Source organism: Streptomyces sp. So13.3 (assembly GCF_005860785.2).
GTDB lineage: Bacteria > Actinomycetota > Actinomycetes > Streptomycetales > Streptomycetaceae > Actinacidiphila > Actinacidiphila fildesensis.
The window spans coordinates 6,072,350-6,086,579 of sequence record NZ_CP048835.1 but is presented as its reverse complement, the minus strand read 5'-3'; the positions used below and the strand labels follow the sequence as shown (position 1 = coordinate 6,086,579).

The following is a 14,230-nucleotide window of genomic DNA, read 5'->3' as shown; positions in this document are numbered from 1 at the left end:
TCAGTGGGGGCTTTCCGCGGTGGGCCGGCAAAACGGGCGGGGCGCCGGCGTCTGAGGCCGGGGCATCAGGACGCACGGCGGGAACGAGCGGCGAGGGAGGCGGCGGGACGCGGGCGCCGGGGCCGCCGGGGGGCGGGAGGAGCGCCAGACGGCGCTGATCGGGACCGCGCCGGTCGCCCTGCGCGCGATCTCCCGGTACACCTCGGGGTCGGTGACGAACTCCCCGAGCCGACAGGCCTTGCGGCTGCCGTGGTAGTCGCTGGAGCCGGTGGCGAGCAGCCCCGTCTCGGCGGCGAAGCCGCGCAGCCGGGCCCGGGTGGCCTCGTCGTGGTCCATGTGGTCCACCTCGATGCCGTCGAGTCCGGCCGCCGCCAGAGCGGCTATGACGCGCTCCGGAACGGTCTCGCCGCGCTTGTGGGCGCCCGGGTGCGCGAAGACGGTGACCCCGCCGGCCGCCTTCACCAGGCGTACGGCGTCGAAGGGGTCGAACTCGTGCTTCCCGACGTACGCGCGGCCGTCGTTGGCCAGCCACCGGTCCGTGAACGCGTCCGAGACGGTGTCCACGACGCCGAGGTCGACGAGCGCGGTCGCGATGTGCGGCCGGCCCACGGAGCCGTCACCGGCGATCGCGGCGACCTGCTCCCAAGTGACCGGGACGCCGAGCTCCTGGAGCTTGCCGACCATGGCCCGCGCACGCGGCACCCGGTCGTCCCGTACGAGCTCGCGCTCCCGGAACAGCTCGGGCTCCACGGGGTCGAAGAGGTACGCCAGCATGTGCATACTGATGCCGTCGACCTTGCAGGACAGCTCCGCGCCGGTCACCAGCGTCAGCGGCGACCCGAGGTCGTACAGCGCCTTGGCGGCCTCGTCATGGCCGCCGACCGTGTCGTGGTCGGTGATCGCCACGACGTCGAGACCCTCGGCGGCGGCGTTGCGCACCAGCTCGGCGGGGGTGTCCGTACCGTCCGAGGCCGTGGAGTGGGTGTGCAGGTCGATGCGCACGGCACGGCTCCCAACGGCGCTAGGCGGTATACGGCACAGGCTTTCGGAAAATAAGGATAGCGGGCCGGGGAACCTGCGAATCTCAGGAGAGCAGCCGGGGAGACAGCGCACCGCACGACAGCAGGTCGACTTCCGCCCCCGCGTCCCGCAGATCGGTGAGCACCAGCTCGTCGTACATCATCAGCCCGGACTGCTCGGGCCACACGATCGCCCAGAGCCACAGCCCGAGCGCCTCGCCCGCGAAGACCGCCCGGTCACCGGGCGCGTCCTCCACATGCCACAGCGGGGTGGGCCGGCCCGCGGCCAGCACCTTGGTGTGTGGGGACCGGTCCACACACATCGAGGGGCCGGGATCGGGTCCCTGGATGCCCGCGTAGCGCGCTCCGAGGCCCACACCCAGTTCCTCGGCGATCAGCAGCAGCTCACCGGGGCCGCCGAGCGGCCCGGGACCGGAGCAGGCCACGGCGGTCGCCCGCCCGCCGCTGCGGTCGTCGCCCGCGGAGGCCACCCCGGAGAACAGCCAGCCGACCGGCAGCGGCCAGGGCATCCACACCGGTACCTTCGCGCGGTGCACCACCACCCCGAGCGCCTCGACGCTCGGCGGGACGACCGGCTGGAGCGGATACACGGTCCCGTGCACGCCGCACTGCCAGGCATCGGCGAAGAGGCCGGGCGCTCGCACCCGGCCACCACACTTCGGGCAACTGGGTTCGCCCCTCATAGAGCCCAACGGTCCTCCCGCGACGTGCCCGCGTCAAGGACGATCACCCGTCCGGCGTCGAGAGATCAGCCGTACGCACGGCGGGACGGGCTCCAGGGGCGGGACTTGTGGGGACGGAACGTGCGGCGGGACGTACGACGGGCGGGTCCGGACGGGTCGGCCGGGTCAGTCGGTGAGCGGTACCGACGCCCGCAGCGGGTCGCGCAGATCCGTGCCGTACTTCAGCCAGCGTTCCTGCAGCGCGGCGCCGCCGTGGACGCGCTTCCAGGCCGCCTCGTTCGGTGTCATCGGCAGCACGGGGAAGAACCGGACCGGGTCCAGCGGTTCGTCCAGGCCGAGGTCCTCGACCAGGCCGCCGGGCTCCGCGACCAGCACGGCGGAGAACGGCGCGCCGGTCCACAGCGGTCCGCCGACGTCCAGCGAGGCACCGGGAGCCACCACGACGCCCTCGACCTGGGGCGAGGCGGCGAGCACGGCGAGCGGCCGCAGCACCTGGTCCACGGGGGCGAGCCCGGCCCGTACGGACAGCACCAGTTCGGCGCGCGGGCCGCGCAGCGGGTCGGCGACGGTGGCGAGGGGATCGCTCATCGGCTGCCGCGACATGCCGAGCGTCGCGTAGCGCAGCACATCGCCGTCGACGAAGCGCAGCACCTCGATACGGTCGGTGCCGAGGAAGGTCACCGCCGCCCTGCTGTGCCGCTCACCGAACGCCGAGTGCAGTCGCGCCTCGACCAGCTGAAGAAGATCGCCCATACCGCGGAGCATAGGTCCGCCGTGCCCGCGACAGGTAGGGGAACCGTATGGAACAGGCAAAGCCGGGCAGGAGCGCTCCGGGCGCTTGCTAAGGTGGGGCGTTGGCCCGCCGTGAAGTCCGGCGCTGCCATGGGTATACGTCATCCCTCAGCGGGGATCGGCCGGAGGAGGTGGGGTTGACATGGATCATAGTCGACCTTGCAGTCCTGCCCGCTCTTCCTTCCGCCGCCTCGCCGGCTGAGTCTTCGCGTTCCATACCCAGCACCGTCGCCGGGAAACACGGAAGTTCTCACTTCCCCATGGATCCGCGCCCGCCGCGGGCATCGCGCCGGAAGAGCGCCCTGAACTGCCTTGTGATCACCCTGCCTTGATCAGCATTTCAGTGCGGCTTCCGTGCCGTCGGCCAGTCCGTGAAGGAGCTTGCCATGTCGATGATCCGTGACCTGCGTGCAGTGGTCCGTCCCTCCCTGCGCAAGAGCGCCGTTTCATACGACTACGGCGCGACCCGTACGCCGAGCGCGACGAGCGCGGTCGTGGACTGCGCCGTCTACCGCGACGGCGCGCGCTGCAGCGACCACATCGACCCGGCCGTCGCGCTGGAGAAGGTGCGCACCGGCAGCCGCAGCGAGGGCTTCGTCTGGATCGGTCTGCACGAGCCCACGGAGCAGGAGTTCGCCGGCATCGCCGAGGTGTTCGGGCTGCACCCGCTGGCCGTCGAGGACGCCGTGCACGCCCACCAGCGCCCCAAGCTGGAGCGCTACGACGACATCCTGTTCACCGTCTTCAAGACCATCAGGTACGTCGAGCACACCGAACTCACCGCGACCAGCGAGGTCGTGGAGAGCGGCGAGGTCATGGTCTTCACCGGCCGGCACTTCGTCATCACCGTCCGGCACGGCGGCCACGGCTCGCTGCGCGCGCTGCGGCACCGGCTGGAGGAGGACCCCGAGCTGCTCGCCAAGGGCCCCTCGGCCGTGCTGCACGCCATCGCCGACCAGGTGGTCGACGACTATCTCGCCGTCACCGAGGCCGTGCAGGACGACATCGACGACGTGGAGATCGACGTCTTCTCCGCCGCGCAGGGCAAGTCCGCGCGCGGTGGCGACGCCGGCCGGATCTACCAGCTCAAGCGCGAGGTACTGGAGTTCAAGCGCGCCGTCTCACCGCTGCTGCGGCCGATGCAGCTGCTCAGCGAGCGGCCGATGCGGCTGATCGACCCCGAGATCCAGAAGTACTTCCGCGATGTCGCCGACCACGTGGCGCGGGTCCACGAGCAGGTGGTCGGCTTCGACGATCTGCTCAACTCGATCCTGCAGGCGAACCTGGCGCAGGCGACCGTCGCGCAGAACGAGGACATGCGCAAGATCACCGCATGGGCGGCCATCCTCGCCGTCCCGACGATGATCACCGGGGTGTACGGCATGAACTTCGACCACATGCCGGAGCTGCACTGGCGCTACGGCTACCCGATGGTCCTGTGCGCGACAGTCGCCATCTGCTTCAGCATCCACCGCGGATTCCGCCGGAACGGCTGGCTGTAGGTGGCCGCTGCCGGCAGTGGTGGTGGTCAGGCTCCCCCGGGCGTCGCCGGCAGGTCTGCCGGCACCGGGCCGGCCTTCCGGTCCGCCAGGATCACCAGTGCCAGGCCGGCGAGGATCACTCCGAGCGCCGGGTAGGCCATCGCCGGCGGGGTCTGGCCGAGCCAGAGTGCCGCGATGAGGGCCGCGCCCGGTGTCTCCAGCAGGATCGCGGTCGAGGTGGTGGACGGGCCGAGCCCGTGCACCACCCGGTTCAGCAGCGAGTGGCCCAGCAGCTGCGCGGCGACGGTGAGCGCGACGAGCTTCAGCCAGGTCTCACCGCTGTACCCGCCCAGCGAGGCGCCGGAGACCAGGCACGCGACGAGCAGCGCGACCGCGGTCGTCGAGTAGCAGATGTAGGTGTACGCGGTGGTGCTGGCGGTCCTGCGGACCTCGGCGCCCAGCAGGACGTACGCGGCCGCCGCCATGCCCGCGCCCAGCGCGAGCGCGTCACCGGCCAGCGCGCGGGTGTCGGTCGACATGTCGATACCGGTCAGGATGATGACGCCGACCACGGCCAGCAGGGTGCCCGCCCACACCATGCGGGGCGGCCGGTGGCCGCGTATCCGCAGGATGATCGTGGTCCAGATCGGGGTCGTGGTGCACAGCGCGGTCGAGGTCGCGACCGACGTCATCGACAGACTCGGCAGCCACAGGCCGAAGTGCAGTGCGAGCGTCGCGCCCGCCGCCACCGACAGCAGCAGCGAGCGGCGGCCCATCCGGCGCAGCTCGCCGAGGTTGCTGCGCAGCACGAACGGGGTGAGCACCCCGATCGCCATGGCGTTCCGCCAGAACGCGATGGCCAGCGCCGGGGCGGCGGTCGCCGCGATCAGCGGCGCGGAGAACGAGACGCCGGCGATGGCGACGGCCAGCAGCGTCAGGTCCAGCGGCCGGTGCGCGACCGCTGCCGCGGGGGGCACGGCGACTGGCGGGGCGACGGTGCGCGGCTCGGCGGACACGGGTTCTCCTCAGTCGGAACAGGGTCTCCGACCAGCGTAAGGGCCGTGACAAGAGCATGCTCCTGTCGTCCAGCGCTTGGACCCGCCTGGAGGGCCGCAGGGAACGCCGCGGAGCACGCCGCGGGGAAGGGCGCACCGAATAAGGTGAGCCCCATGACGGAAACCGCCGAACAGACCGCCCTCGTCGAGGAGGCCACCAAGAAGTCCGGCCTGGTCTGGGTCCAGGCCCCGACCGGCCGCCCGCCGCAGGCGGTGTGGCACGCCTGGGTGGACGGCGCGATGTGCGTGGTCGGCGGCGGCCCCGGGGAGCAGCCGCTCGGCGGGCTGACCGACGGCGGCACCGCGGTCGTGACGGTGCGCAGCAAGGACAAGGGCGGCCGGCTGGTCGCGTGGCCCGCCACCGTCTCCGCGCTCGTCCCCGACAGCGACGGGTGGACCGCCGCCGTCGAGGAGCTCAAGGGCAAGCGGCTGAACGCACCGGACGCCGAGACGATGACCGTGCGCTGGGCGCGTGAGTGCCAGGTGCTGCGGCTCGTACCGTCAGGACCGCCGAGCGAGCAGCCCGGCACCATGCCGGACGGCTCGGGTGCGGCCGGCCCCGTTCCGTCGCCCGCCACGACCCGGCAGCCGATGCCGGAGGCGCTGCCGCGGCTGCTGGCCCGCCGCAGGAAGCGCGGCTGACGGTAGCCGGACCGTACGGCCGGGGCGGCGTCAGCCGCCCGAGGTGCCTGTCACGGACTTGCCGTAGTCGACGACATGGGCGGCGTCCGGCGCCACGAGGGCGAAGTCCTTGCCCCAGTCGGCGAGCGTGAGGGTGCCGGAGCCGCCCGCGCGTTCGTACCGCAGCGGGTAGGGGCTGCCCTCCAGGGAGACGTCGAGGGTGCCGCCTCCGCCGCCGTCCGCGGCGAGGGCGATGGTGCGGGTGCCGTTGACCTTGCGTTGGTCGCCGGTGGACAGCTCGCCGTTGAGCGCGAAGAGCGCGTCGAGCAGCACCTTCTTGTCCGTGAAGCCACTGAACTGCTGGTAGGCGGGGTCACCCGCCGGCACCTTGACGTACTTGTCCTTCAGCTTCGCCGCGGCGGCCTGGCTGTTCTTGTCGGAGCCGGCGTCACCGTAGAAGTCGGCGCCCGCCTTCAAATACAGGTCGTCGTCGACCCGCAGCAGCTGGAACGTGCTGCTCTGCGTCGAGACGTCGCCGACGCCGCCGTTGCCGCGCAGCCGCATGTCGAGCTTGTACGTCTTCCCCTTGCTGACCACGGTGCCGGACAGCCGGACGGTCTGTGCCGCGGCGGCGGCGTCGCGGGCTCGCTGCTCGATCGTCTTGGGGGGCAGTTTGGCGACCCCGTTGGTCCCGGCGTCCGGGTCGCCGCAGCCGGCGAGGGTCAGTCCGGCGCACAGCGCCCCGACGAGAACAACGGATCGGCGGCCGGGAAACACGTGTTCTCTTCCTCCAGCGGCAGGGGAACGGTGGTGGGGAGACCCGAAGCTACCGCAGCGTACAGCTCCCTGCCGAGACCCGGACCGCACCATTCCACGGGCGACCTGGAGCCTGTGGCCTGCCAGGGCCTGCCCGGTGCCTGCCCGGTGCCTGCCCGGGGTCGCCCGCCGCCCCGCGGAGCAGCACCGTGCAGCAGCCAAGATCCGAGCGGGTTAGCCTGACAGCGACGAACCGTGACCCGCACGACGCCAGGAGGCACCGCATGGCCGCAGGTGCCCCGCGCGTGTTCATCTCCCACATCTCCGGTGTCGCGGTCTTCGACCCGGGCGGCGACCAGGTCGGCCGGGTCCGGGACCTTGTCGTCATGCTGCGGGTCGGCGGGAAGCCGCCGCGGGTGCTCGGGCTGGTCGTCGAGGTGGTCAGCCGGCGGCGGATCTTCCTGCCGATGACCCGGGTGACCGGCGTCGAGTCCGGCCAGGTGATCACCACCGGCGTCGTCAACATGCGGCGCTTCGAGCAGCGGCCGACCGAGACCCTGGTCCTCGGCGAACTGCTCGACCGGCGGGTCAGGATCGTCGCGACCGGCGAGGAGGTGACGGTGCTGGACATCTCGATGGTGCAGCTGCCGGCCCGCCGCGACTGGGAGATCGACAAGGTCTTCGTCCGCCGGGGCAAGGGCGGTGCGCTGCGCAGGCGCGGCGAGACGCTGACCCTGGACTGGTCCGCCGTGACCGGCTTCTCCCTGGAGGAGCACGGACAGGGCGCCGAGAACCTGCTCGCCACGTTCGAGCGGCTGCGCCCCGCCGACCTCGCGAACGTGCTGCACCACCTGTCGCCCAAGCGCCGCGGCGAGGTCGCCGCCGCCCTGGACGACGACCGGCTCGCCGACGTCCTGGAGGAGCTGCCGGACGACGACCAGGTGGAGATCCTCGGCAAGCTCAAGGAGGAGCGCGCGGCCGACGTCCTGGAGGCGATGGACCCGGACGACGCGGCCGACCTGCTCTCCGAGCTGCCCGAGGTCGACCAGGAGCGCCTGCTCACGCTGATGCAGCCGCAGGACGCGGCCGATGTGCGCCGGCTGCTCTCCTACGAGGAGCGCACGGCCGGCGGCCTGATGACCACCGAGCCCATCGTGCTGCGGCCCGACGCGACGATCGCCGACGCGCTCGCCCGGGTCCGCAACCCCGACCTGTCCCCCGCGCTCGCCGCCCAGGTCTATGTCTGCCGGCCGCCCGACGAGACCCCGACCGGCAAGTACCTGGGTCTGGTGCACTTCCAGCGGCTGCTGCGCGACCCGCCCTTCACCCTGGTCGGCTCCATCGTCGACACCGACCTGCTGCCGCTGCCGCCCGGCACCCCGCTGTCCGCGGTGACCAGCTACCTCGCCACGTACAACCTGATCTCGGCACCCGTCGTGGACGAGAGCGGATCGCTGCTCGGCGCGGTGACGGTCGACGACGTGCTGGACCACCTGCTGCCCGACGACTGGCGCGAGACCGAGCTGCACGGCGCGGCCGGCGCGTACCACGTCGGTGAGGCCCGCCCGGACGAGAACAGGCCCGCCGATGCCCGCTGACGTGGAGCGCGAGCGCGCGAAGACACCGGGCGGCTCCACCGCCGCGCCGCGGCACCGGGTCCGCCTGGACCAGCCCCGCCCGACCCGGCGGCGGCTGCTGCCGGCCTACGACCCGGAGGAGTTCGGCCGGTTCTCGGAGCGGATCGCGCGCTTCCTGGGCACCGGGCGCTTCATCGTCTGGATGACGGTCCTCATCATCCTGTGGGTGCTGTGGAACGTCTTCGCTCCGGACTCGATGCGCTGGGACCAGTACCCCTTCATCTTCCTGACCCTGATGCTCTCGCTCCAGGCGTCGTACGCGGCCCCGCTGATCCTGCTCGCGCAGAACCGGCAGGACGACAGGGACCGCGTCACCCACGAGCAGGACCGCAAACAGAACGAGCGCAGCATCGCCGACACCGAATACCTGACGCGGGAGGTGGCGTCGCTGCGGATGAACCTCGGGGAGGTCGCCACCCGCGACTGGATCCGTTCCGAGCTCCAGGATCTGCTGAAGGAACTGGAAGAGCGGCGTGACGAAGGCGACGCCGGAACCGACCGGTGAGCGCCGTACCATCGACCGTATGGCTACCGACATTCACGGATCCGCTCCGACCGCCGACGCCGTGCGCGCGGCGCTCGCGACGGTGAACGACCCGGAGATCCACAAGCCGATCACTGATCTCGGCATGGTCAAATCCGTGGACATCGCGGACGACGGCACCGTGAAGGTCGCCGTCTATCTGACGGTGTCGGGCTGCCCGATGCGCGAGACGATCACCACGAATGTCACCACGGCAGTCGAAGGGGTACCGGGCGTCACCGGTGTCACCGTCGAGCTGGACGTCATGAGCGACGAGCAGCGCAAGGAGCTCGCCGGCAATCTGCGCGGCGGCACCGCCGAGCGCGAGGTGCCCTTCGCCCAGCCCGGCTCGCTGACCCGGGTCTACGCGGTCGCCTCCGGCAAGGGCGGCGTCGGCAAGTCCTCGGTGACGGTGAACCTGGCGGCGGCGATGGCCGCCGACGGCCTCAAGGTCGGCGTCGTGGACGCGGACATCTACGGCCACTCGGTACCGCGCATGCTCGGTGTCGAGGGCCGGCCGACGCAGGTCGAGAACATGATCATGCCGCCGTCGTCGCACGGGGTGAAGGTCATCTCGATCGGCATGTTCACCCCGGGCAACGCGCCCGTGGTGTGGCGCGGCCCGATGCTGCACCGCGCGCTGCAGCAGTTCCTCGCCGATGTGTACTGGGGCGACCTGGACGTCCTGCTGCTGGACCTGCCGCCGGGCACCGGCGACATCGCGATCTCCGTCGCGCAGCTCGTCCCGAACGCCGAGATCCTCGTGGTGACGACGCCTCAGCAGGCGGCCGCCGAGGTCGCGGAGCGCGCCGGGTCCATCGCGGTGCAGACCCACCAGAAGATCGTCGGCGTCGTGGAGAACATGTCCGGGATGCCGTGCCCGCACTGCGACGAGATCGTCGACGTCTTCGGCAGCGGCGGCGGCGAGCGGGTCGCCGAGGGCCTGACCAGGACCACGGGCGCGACGGTGCCGGTGCTGGGCCAGATCCCGATCGACGTACGGCTGCGCGAGGGCGGCGACGACGGCCGCCCGGTCGTCCTGAGCCACCCGGACTCCGCCGCGGCGCTCGCCCTCAAGGCGATCGCCGGCAAGCTCGGCGGTCGGGCCCGCGGCCTGGCGGGTATGTCGCTGGGGATCACCCCGCGGAACAAGTTCTGAGTTCATGACGGTGCCCCCGGCCGCAGTGCGGTCGGGGGCACCGTCATGCCGGCCGTCAGCCGTCGTACGAGGTGATGTCCTTCACCACGGCCAGTCCCAGCCCGTACGCGCTCATGCCGCGCCCGTACGCGCCCAGGTGGGCGCCGCGCGCGGAGCCCGCCAGGACCCAGCCGTACGCGGACTCCCGGTAGTGGAACGTGGTGGGCTCGCCGTCCACCGGGAGCGTCAGGGTCGACCAGTGGGGGCCGGCCAGATCGTCGGCGAGGTCCCAGGCGGTCGCGATCTGCTGGTCGAGCCAGTCCTGGCGCAGTGCGCGTTCCATATGGCTGGGCCAGGTGCAGGACAGCAGGCCGGAGCCCGCCAGCCAGGCCGCCGAGGACACCGAGGTGGCCTCCAGTACGCCGGTGCCGTCCGAGCTGCGCCGGCCGGGACGCCGGGCGACCGTCACGACCACGGCGAACCGCTGGGCCTGGGGGTCGGTGGTCTCCGCCTTGATGGACGGTTCGTCGCCATGCCCTATCGAGCCGTGCTCCACGGTTCCGTCCGCGCTGGTGCCGACCGCGGTCAGCCAGCGGCGTCCGGTGAACGCCTCGTCCAGCCCGTACCACGGGAAGTCGGCCATCAAGTAGCCGTCGACCGCTCGATCCGCTGTGCCGGTCTTCGTCTCCATCGGGGTGGCGCCTCCTCCATGCCCTTTTGGGCTCCGCCATCTTGCCGGACCGGAGCCGGGCCCGGAGGCCAAAACGGCGCACGGTGATGGCGGACACATGGAGAATAGCCACCCCAAGGGGTGGAACGGGACAAACAGGTTGACTCAGGTCGCGTCGGAATCGAACGGCGGGGGCTCGTCCTTGTCCAGCGTCTCGCGCTTGCGGAGCCGGTCCGGGGTGCTCGTGGCGGCACCCGCGGCGCCGGCGGCGGCCGCGGCCGTGGTGTCGGTGCCGTTCACGGCATCCGTGACCTCGGCCATCTCCTTGCGGAAGTCGAAACCGTTGCGCAGATCCTGCAGACCGAGCTCTTCGTTCTCCAGGATGTTCTTGCGGATGTACGTCTTGGGGTTCAGATCCTCGAACTCGAAGTCCTTGAACTCGGGCCCCAGCTCCTTGCGGATGTCCTCCTTGGCGCTGTCCGAGAAGGCCCGCACCTTTCGGATGAACGACATCGTGTCCTGGATGACCTTCGGCAGCTTGTCCGGGCCGAAGACGAGCACCGCAAGGATGACAAGCGCGATCATCTCCATCGGGCCTATGTCGAAGAACACCTTGCAGCTCCTTGGGACGTCCACAGCCGGGTGGGCAGGGTCCGGGTCGACTTACCGTACCTGGCCGCGCGGGCAGCGCGGGAGTGGCTTGGGCCAACACTACGTCGACACCGGGTAAAGGGTCAGCCCCCGGTGGCCGAACCCAAGGTCAGCTCGACCGTACGCTCCGTTCCGGCGCGCACCAGGGTGAGTGCGAGGTGGTCACCCGGTCGGTGGCTGCGGATCTTGACGATCAGCTCCTCGCCGCGGTGCACCCGCTCGCCGTCGACCGCCGTGATGACGTCACCGGCCTCGATGCCGGCCTGGTCGCCGGGACCGCCGGGGGTCACCGCGGTGGTGCCCGCCTTGCCGCCGACCCGGGCGCCGTCCCCCTCGTAGGTCATCTCGACGGTCACCCCGATCACCGGGTGGGTGGCCTTGCCGGTGTTGATCAGCTCCTCTGCGACCCGTTTCGCCTGGTTGGCCGGGATGGCGAAGCCGAGGCCGATGCTGCCGCCCTGGCCGCCGGCCGGGCCGCCGTCGTCGGCCGCCCGGATCGCGCTGTTGATCCCGATCACCCTCCCCTGCCCGTCGACGAGCGGGCCGCCGGAGTTGCCGGGGTTGATCGGTGCGTCGGTCTGCAGCGCGTCCACATAGCTGACGTCGGTGCCGTCGGTGGCGCCGCCGGCGGTGATCGGCCTGCGGGTGGCGCTGATGATGCCCGCGGTGACGGTGCCTTCGAGGCCGTACGGGGCGCCGATGGCGACCACCGGATCGCCGACCCGCACCGAATCGGAGTTGCCGAGGGTGAGCGGCCGCAGCCCGGACACCCCGCTGACCTCGATGACGGCGAGGTCGTAGCCGCTGTCCACCCCGACCACCTTCGCCTTGCTCAGCTGGCCGCCGTTGAAGGTGACCTGAATGTCGGCACCCTTGCCGGCGGCGCCGACCACATGGTTGTTGGTGAGGATGTGGCCCTTGGCGTCCAGCACGAACCCGGTGCCGGTGTCCTCGCCCGCGGCGCCCTTCACATGGATGTAGACGACGCCCGGCAGGGTCCTGGCCGCGATCCCCGCGACGCTGTCGCCCGCCCGGTCGGCGCTGCCCTCGGAGACCTGGGGCAGTGTCACCTGATCGCCGTCCTGGGCACTGTGCCGTTCGGCGTAGACGCCGGCCGCTCCGCCGATCCCGCCGGCGAGCAGCGCCACCAGCGCGGCGCCCGCGATCAGCGGGGCCGCCCGTCCGCGACGGGGGCGGGCCGGGGTGCCGGGACCGTGCCAGGGAGCGGGCTCAGCGGCGCCGCCGGACATGCGGTTGAGCAGGTACGGGTCGGGGAACGCCTCGTCCGGGGCGGGTCCTGCCGCCTCCGCGCCGCCCGCGCCGGGCACCGGGCCCGACGGGCGACTCCACCACTGCGGCCGGTCCGCCTCATCGCTCATTCTTCGAGCCTGCGGGCGGTATGCGGAAGTCCGCAAGTGCCACACGGCCGGATGGCCTCAGCCGTGCGGGTCAGCGGTGTACGGCAGGTCCTGGAGTGGCCGCCGGGGTCAGCGAGGCGGTCGGTGCGGGCTTGGTGACCGGCACGGACGCCATCAGCGGACGGGTCACCGAGGCCGGCGTGGCGCCCGCCAGCGGGGGATGCCGCAGATAGCGGTCCTCCGCCGAGTTCACCAGGTCGTTGCGGAGCGGTTTGAGGTCGGAGACCGAGTTGACGCCGCTGAGCGGGGCGACCGCGGGGCCCTGTTCCTCGGGGCGCGGGGCGCCGCTGTCGATCGACGCGTCCATCGGGAGCGCACCGCCGAGCGCGATGGCCGCCATCGAGAACGCGCCGGCCGCCGCGAAGGCGAACCGCCGGCCGCGCGAGGCCGAACCGGGCGAGGACGCCGAACGCTCGACCTCATGGATCCGGAAACCGCGGGACCGCACATCGGTCGGTGCGGCGAGATCGGGACCAGGGGACAGGAAGGAGAACTCCTCCGCCGCGCTCTGCCCGAACACATCAGCACTGAAGAGGCCGCCGTCGAACGGGCCTCTTCCCTCGTCGTCGCCACCGCCCGGCAGTCCCTGGAGCCGGGCCAGCAGGCCCGCGGACAGGGTCGGCGGCGCCGTGGTCGCCACGACGTTCTTCAGCCGGCGCTGCTCATCGGCGGCTGTCTTGCACTGGGGACACGTCACCAGATGCGCGAGCACCCGGTCCCGGGTGTCATCGGGCAACTCGCCGTCGACGAACGCGGCGAGCCGATCGCCGAGATGCTGCTCGGCAGATGCGACGTGTCGCTGGCCGGTACCGCTACTGCTCACGCTCTCCCGCCCTCCAGGCCCGGTTTCGGTACGGCGGCGGCCAGCGCACGGCCCGGTCGGGCCGCGGGGGAACGGTGCTCAAGAGCCTTGCGCAGGTGGGAACGGCCGCGGTGGATCCGGCTCCGGACCGTGCCGAGCTTCACGCCGAGGGTGGCGGCGATCTCCTCGTACGACAGCCCCTCGATGTCACAGAGCACGACGGCGGCGCGGAACTCCGGCGCGAGGGTGTCCAGCGCCTGCTGGACGTCCGCGTCGAAGTGCGTGTCGTTGAAGTGCTGTGCGGGGGACGGCTCACGGCTCGGGAGCCGCTCCGCCGCGTCGTCGCCGAGCGCGTCGAACCTGATCCGCTGACGTCTCCGCACCATGTCCAGGAAGAGATTGGTGGTGATGCGGTGCAGCCAGCCCTCGAAGGTGCCGGGCGTGTACGTGGACAGGGAACGGAAGACACGGACGAAGACTTCTTGTGTGAGGTCCTCGGCATCGTGCTGGTTGCCCGTCAGGCGGTACGCCAGGCGGTAGACGCGGGCACTGTGCGTGCTGACGATCTCCTCCCAGGAAGGAGGCGTCCACGCCTGGTTCTCCCCGTCGGTGGCGAAAGTCGCGTTGGCGGGTACGTCGTTGCGTGAACGGTCAGCAGTGTTGGTCACGGATTTCGGCTGTCCGGAGGACCTGAGAATATGCCGGAGCACTCCCCGATCACCGGCCGCAGCCGCACCTCCCCTGTCGGCTCTGGTGGTCTCCAGTAGAGCCACTACCATATCCACCTCGCCCGTTAGCTCCGGATAAGTGCGCTGTCTCGCCGGGGACCTGGTCGGGGCGGCTGCACGGAGGCACTTCCCGCGTACCGCACGTTCTCGGTCCCGCCCTACTAACGCGCAGTCCCATCAGCAGGTTCCCGGCTCGGGGGTCCCACCCAGCGGTAGCTGGGGGAGGATACAGTCG

Annotated in this window: 15 protein-coding genes; 5 read left to right on the top strand and 10 right to left on the bottom strand. The window is 71.5% G+C overall.

Annotated elements, in window-relative coordinates; translation table 11 throughout:
* From C8250_RS27560 to C8250_RS27550, 3 genes are all read right to left on the bottom strand, one after another.
* Complete coding sequence (locus C8250_RS27560; RefSeq protein WP_244809392.1) at positions 1–1,002, bottom strand: PHP domain-containing protein; 1,002 nt, start codon at positions 1,000–1,002, stop codon at positions 1–3.
* An 82-nt stretch (positions 1,003–1,084) separates the two neighbouring features.
* Entirely contained in the window at positions 1,085–1,723 is a 639-nt protein-coding gene (locus C8250_RS27555) for a DUF6758 family protein (protein WP_138350990.1), read from the bottom strand.
* 165 nt (positions 1,724–1,888) lie between these two features.
* Positions 1,889–2,476 (bottom strand): suppressor of fused domain protein, encoded by a 588-nt coding sequence (locus C8250_RS27550; RefSeq protein WP_138350991.1) that lies wholly within the window; start codon positions 2,474–2,476, stop codon positions 1,889–1,891.
* 425 nt (positions 2,477–2,901) lie between these two features.
* On the opposite strand from C8250_RS27550, the gene C8250_RS27545 reads away from it, so the two are divergent.
* On the top strand, positions 2,902–4,017 hold the full coding sequence (locus C8250_RS27545; protein WP_138350992.1) for a magnesium and cobalt transport protein CorA: 1,116 nt from the start codon (positions 2,902–2,904) through the stop codon (positions 4,015–4,017).
* Between the two features lie 26 nt (positions 4,018–4,043).
* On the opposite strand, the gene C8250_RS27540 is transcribed toward C8250_RS27545, so the two are convergent.
* Positions 4,044–4,973: a DMT family transporter gene (locus C8250_RS27540; protein WP_244809859.1), complete on the bottom strand. Its 930-nt coding sequence runs from the start codon at positions 4,971–4,973 to the stop codon at positions 4,044–4,046.
* 192 nt (positions 4,974–5,165) lie between these two features.
* On the opposite strand from C8250_RS27540, the gene C8250_RS27535 reads away from it, so the two are divergent.
* On the top strand, positions 5,166–5,693 hold the full coding sequence (locus C8250_RS27535) for a hypothetical protein (protein ID WP_138350994.1): 528 nt from the start codon (positions 5,166–5,168) through the stop codon (positions 5,691–5,693).
* Positions 5,694–5,723: 30 nt separating this feature from the next.
* Here the strand turns inward: C8250_RS27535 and C8250_RS27530 are convergent, their stop codons facing one another.
* On the bottom strand, positions 5,724–6,449 hold the full coding sequence (locus tag C8250_RS27530; RefSeq protein WP_138350995.1) for a hypothetical protein: 726 nt from the start codon (positions 6,447–6,449) through the stop codon (positions 5,724–5,726).
* A 263-nt stretch (positions 6,450–6,712) separates the two neighbouring features.
* Here C8250_RS27530 and C8250_RS27525 point away from each other — a divergent pair, with 263 nt between their 5' ends.
* The 3 genes from C8250_RS27525 to C8250_RS27515 are packed head-to-tail and all read left to right on the top strand — an operon-like array spanning position 6,713 to position 9,747.
* The gene (locus tag C8250_RS27525) at positions 6,713–8,026 is read left to right on the top strand and encodes a CBS domain-containing protein (protein WP_138350996.1); all 1,314 of its coding nucleotides are present in this window, start codon (positions 6,713–6,715) and stop codon (positions 8,024–8,026) included.
* Entirely contained in the window at positions 8,016–8,570 is a 555-nt protein-coding gene (locus C8250_RS27520; protein WP_138350997.1) for a DUF1003 domain-containing protein, read from the top strand. Before C8250_RS27525 ends, C8250_RS27520 begins: the two co-directional genes overlap by 11 nt.
* A gap of 19 nt (positions 8,571–8,589) precedes the next feature.
* Entirely contained in the window at positions 8,590–9,747 is a 1,158-nt protein-coding gene (locus C8250_RS27515; protein ID WP_138350998.1) for an Mrp/NBP35 family ATP-binding protein, read from the top strand.
* 55 nt (positions 9,748–9,802) lie between these two features.
* On the opposite strand, the gene C8250_RS27510 is transcribed toward C8250_RS27515, so the two are convergent.
* The 5 genes from C8250_RS27510 to sigE form a co-directional block, all read right to left on the bottom strand.
* Positions 9,803–10,417: a hypothetical protein gene (locus C8250_RS27510; RefSeq protein WP_138350999.1), complete on the bottom strand. Its 615-nt coding sequence runs from the start codon at positions 10,415–10,417 to the stop codon at positions 9,803–9,805.
* Between the two features lie 144 nt (positions 10,418–10,561).
* Positions 10,562–11,008 carry a sec-independent translocase gene (locus tag C8250_RS27505; protein ID WP_138351000.1) on the bottom strand — a complete coding sequence of 149 codons (447 nt, stop codon included), beginning with the start codon at positions 11,006–11,008 and terminating at the stop codon, positions 10,562–10,564.
* A 122-nt stretch (positions 11,009–11,130) separates the two neighbouring features.
* On the bottom strand, positions 11,131–12,471 hold the full coding sequence (locus C8250_RS27500; RefSeq protein ID WP_346268774.1) for a trypsin-like peptidase domain-containing protein: 1,341 nt from the start codon (positions 12,469–12,471) through the stop codon (positions 11,131–11,133).
* A 25-nt stretch (positions 12,472–12,496) separates the two neighbouring features.
* Positions 12,497–13,288, bottom strand: coding sequence for a zf-HC2 domain-containing protein (locus tag C8250_RS27495; RefSeq protein ID WP_138351002.1), 792 nt, complete (start codon positions 13,286–13,288; stop codon positions 12,497–12,499).
* Positions 13,285–14,046 carry an RNA polymerase sigma factor SigE gene (sigE, locus tag C8250_RS27490; RefSeq protein ID WP_187145001.1) on the bottom strand — a complete coding sequence of 254 codons (762 nt, stop codon included), beginning with the start codon at positions 14,044–14,046 and terminating at the stop codon, positions 13,285–13,287. Before sigE ends, C8250_RS27495 begins: the two co-directional genes overlap by 4 nt.
* Between the last annotated feature and the right edge of the window lie 184 nt (positions 14,047–14,230).